Raw genomic sequence first — 3,400 nt, 5'->3', positions numbered from 1 at the left:
GCTATAGCGTGGACATAGTCAAATGCACGCGCGAATGGACGGAGCAGGCGGTCGATCAGGCCGCGACATCCGCCACCGCGCGGCCAGGAATCGCGTCGAGCAGGGTCCGCGTGTAAGCGTGCTGCGGATGCTTCCAGATCTGATGATGCTGTCCGCTCTCCACGATCTTCCCACGCTGCATCACGTGCACCCGGTCGGCGATGTAGCGCACGACCGACAGGTCATGGGAGATGAAGAGGTACGCAAGCCCCAGCTCCTGCTTAAGCTCGACCAGCAAGTCCTTGAGGGTTCATGCTGACGCATCGAATTCAGATGCCATAACGGAACTCCTGAGGTTAGCAATCGTATTGACGCTTGCGAACCAATGTCTCGCGCTATCGATATGCCAAATCGGCTTGGAAGCTTGTTCCCCGGCCCTGGCTTGGCCGTTGCAAACCGCGCCTCGACTAATGCGCAATTGAGTCTTTTGAAATAGCGAATCGATATTTGCAGGCACTATGGCTTGTTGCTAATAATCCGAACGGGACAGTCCGCGCCTTTACAGGTACAGGCTCGTTCTCCTGACGAATTCGCGTTGCCGCTGGCCGCGTGCTTTGTCTGGCGGTCTTAGCACCATGGCCCGCCGCATTCCAACACCATTCCAACATTCACTTGCATCGGGGCGTCGATGAGCAACCTAAACACAAGCAGCCCAGCGTCCGAATCAAAACGCCTGCCCGAGCAGTCCAGTAACGGCCTGTTTGCGACCGAGGACTGGTGGGCAGTGTGGATAGGCCTTGGTGTCATCGTGATCGCGTATCTGCTGTTCGCGTCGGGCACCAGCATCAAGTGGCTGGCAGTTGCGCCCACAAAGTGGTCGAGCATCGCGCAAGCGGCAAGCGACCTCACACACCGCCTCTCGGGTTACGTGGCGCTCTTCGTCGCGTTCGCGGTTCTTTTTGGCGTGGCGGTCACGGCCCTCGGGCAGCGCGTCGGACAATTCCTCCCCGGCTTCCTTGTCGTGTTCGTCCTGTCCATGCTCATCTTTATCGCCGGAGCGTGGACGGGTTCAGCGACCTACAATCTCGAACCGCCTTTGATCGCGCTCGCTTTCGGATTGATCGTCTCCAACGTGGCACGAGTCCCCGCGTGGCTCGTGCCGGCGTTGCGCGTCGAGTTCTATATCAAGGTCGGCATTGTGCTACTTGGCGCGACGCTTCCGTTCACGTTGCTCGTTTGGGCAGGCCCCGTCGCGGTCGGCCAGGCGACTGTCGTGTCGCTTATTACGTTCTTCGTGATATTTTTGGTTAGTCGCGCACTAGGGCTGGAGAAGCGCTTTGCAGCTGTGCTCGGCGTGGGCGGCGCCGTGTGCGGCGTGTCGGCTGCAATTGCCATTGCGGGCGCAGTCAGGGCCAAGCGCGAACAGGTATCGGTCGCCATTACGCTAGTGGTCGTGTGGGCGATCGTGATGGTGTTCGCGCTGCCCTTTGTTGCCCGCGCGCTTAGCTTGCCTACGGGCGTAGCCGGTGCGTGGATCGGCACATCCGAATTCGCGGACGCGGCGGGCATTGCCGCAGCGCAAGCCTATGGCGATCTCGCGAGGCATGCGAGCGGTGCGATTGCGGGCGCTCCCGAAGCCTCGTTGCAAGCATTCACCCTGATGAAAGTTGTTGGACGCGATATCTGGATCGGCATCTGGGCGTTCGTGCTCGCCATTGTCGCGACAACGCTTTGGGATCGCGATGAAGTCGGCGCCATCAAGACGCAGACGAGTGCGCGTGAAATCTGGACGCGCTTTCCCAAGTTCGTGTTCGGCTTTTTGATTGCGTCGGCGCTGGTCACGTGGATAGGCAGCCATTACACGCTTGCCGAATACAGAAGTGTCTTGACGCCCGCATTCGTCGCGCCGATTACCGCCCTGCGAACCTGGGCCTTCACCTTCTGCTTCCTGAGTATCGGGCTGACAACGCGGCTGCGCAATCTATCCGCCACCGGCGCGAAGCCGTTCATCGCTTTCACGGCCGGCGTTGCGGTGAATGTGGTGATCGGGTATTTGCTGTCCGTTCATGTGTTCGGACAATACTGGTCAACGCTCGGACAATGATCATGATGACGGCCGGAAATTCTGTTGCCGGGGACTTGGCCGATCACGTGTGCGGTGCCTGCATGCATTGCGAGCAGGATCGTCGCGTGCTCGAAGCGACGATTCCTGGATTGATATCGTTTAGTTCGGGGTATGGCGCAAGCGTCGGCGACACGCGCCTTTGCCTGCGCCGGGACCAGCTTGTTTCGCCGCACGATTCGTGCGGCGAGTTTCGCGCGGTCCCTTGAGGATTGCTGACAGATCGCCTTGCGATCGGTGTGCTGCTATTCGCTGCCTTCAGGAATCCAGCTCGCGCGGGCCACGTCCGCGCTCTTGAAGTCCTTGAACTTCGATCCCAGTTCGGCGATGGTCCGGATGTTGTTCTTCACCAGGTCATCGCGTGTAATCAGCGCCGGCTTTATCTCTATCCGGTGTCCTGGGTCTTGCCCCGCGACCAGCAAAGCCGCCGCACGCACCGAGACCGCGCCGACGACCGCGGGATTCGTGGCGGCGGTCGCGACCCACGGGCTGTTAGGAGCCCGGATGGCTTCAATGTCCGCAGTGGAAATATCAGCGCTATAGATCCGGACTTTTGAGGAAATTCCGGCTTCGTCGGCCGCGAGTTTTGCACCGCGGGCGAACTCGTCATACGGTGCGAACACAACACGAACATCCGGATGCGCGCGATACGCCGCTGCGGCCTGATTGGCGACCGATTGCGCGATCGGGTTGTCGACGGTGCCAAAGCGTGCTTCTTCCTTCACCTTGGGATGATCCACCTTGAACTGTTTCCATACGGCATCGCGGCGATCCAGCGGCGCGAATCCCGCGACATAGACATAGGCGGCCGAGAACGCATCGCCGTTGTCCTTGAGTGCCTGATCGAGCAGCAAGGTCGCGAGGTCATGATCGCTTTGTTCGATTTGGGGAACCTTCGGATTACCAAGGTCGACGTCGAAGGCTACGACCTTGATGCCTTTATCGAGCGCCGCCTGCACGACGTCTTTCAACGACTCCGGCAAACCGTGATTGACGATGATGGCGGATACGCCAAGGTTTATCGCCTGCTGGATCTGATCGCGCTGCTGCGTCGCGTCCTGGCGGCCTTCATAAATACGCAAATCGACACCCAGTGCCTTGGCCTGCTTTTGCGCACCCGCTTCGTATGCCTGGAAGAAATCGCCCGTCGACAGATAATTGACCAGTGCGATCTTCACTCCCCTCTTGTTGAACGGCGCCGGCGCGTTGGGCAGGCCACTCGCCGCGTGAGCATGAATGCCTGCAGCGAGCAATGCGACTGCGAGAGTGCTGCGGAGATGTTTGTGCATGAAGGTAGCA

At 59.7% G+C, this 3,400-nt stretch carries 3 protein-coding genes and 1 pseudogene; 2 read left to right on the top strand and 2 right to left on the bottom strand.

Going from position 1 to position 3,400, the window contains the following annotated elements:
* Positions 1–55: 55 nt before the first annotated feature.
* Positions 56–280, bottom strand: a pseudogene (locus WCA53_RS19000) (glutathione ABC transporter ATP-binding protein GsiA); the annotation flags it as partial.
* Positions 281–667: 387 nt separating this feature from the next.
* On the opposite strand from WCA53_RS19000, the gene WCA53_RS18995 reads away from it, so the two are divergent.
* Both WCA53_RS18995 and WCA53_RS18990 read left to right on the top strand, forming a co-directional pair.
* Positions 668–2,083: a YeiH family protein gene (locus WCA53_RS18995; protein ID WP_423914051.1), complete on the top strand. Its 1,416-nt coding sequence runs from the start codon at positions 668–670 to the stop codon at positions 2,081–2,083.
* A 2-nt stretch (positions 2,084–2,085) separates the two neighbouring features.
* Positions 2,086–2,310: a hypothetical protein gene (locus tag WCA53_RS18990; RefSeq protein WP_423914048.1), complete on the top strand. Its 225-nt coding sequence runs from the start codon at positions 2,086–2,088 to the stop codon at positions 2,308–2,310.
* 36 nt (positions 2,311–2,346) lie between these two features.
* On the opposite strand, the gene WCA53_RS18985 is transcribed toward WCA53_RS18990, so the two are convergent.
* Positions 2,347–3,390 carry a substrate-binding domain-containing protein gene (locus WCA53_RS18985; protein WP_423914054.1) on the bottom strand — a complete coding sequence of 348 codons (1,044 nt, stop codon included), beginning with the start codon at positions 3,388–3,390 and terminating at the stop codon, positions 2,347–2,349.
* Positions 3,391–3,400: the final 10 nt, after the last annotated feature.

It is taken from the genome of Caballeronia sp., from assembly GCF_049581465.1.
GTDB lineage: Bacteria > Pseudomonadota > Gammaproteobacteria > Burkholderiales > Burkholderiaceae > Caballeronia.
The sequence above is the reverse complement of the archived record's forward strand: the minus strand, read 5'-3'. Positions and strand labels throughout refer to the sequence as shown.

Excerpts from the sequence above, each read along its gene's own strand:
- WCA53_RS18995 (WP_423914051.1), top strand. The coding sequence starts at position 668 with ATGAGCAACCTAAACACAAGCAGCCCAGCGTCCGAATCAAAACGCCTG.
- WCA53_RS18990 (WP_423914048.1), top strand. The coding sequence starts at position 2,086 with ATGATGACGGCCGGAAATTCTGTTGCCGGGGACTTGGCCGATCACGTG.
- WCA53_RS18985 (WP_423914054.1), bottom strand. The coding sequence starts at position 3,390 with ATGCACAAACATCTCCGCAGCACTCTCGCAGTCGCATTGCTCGCTGCA.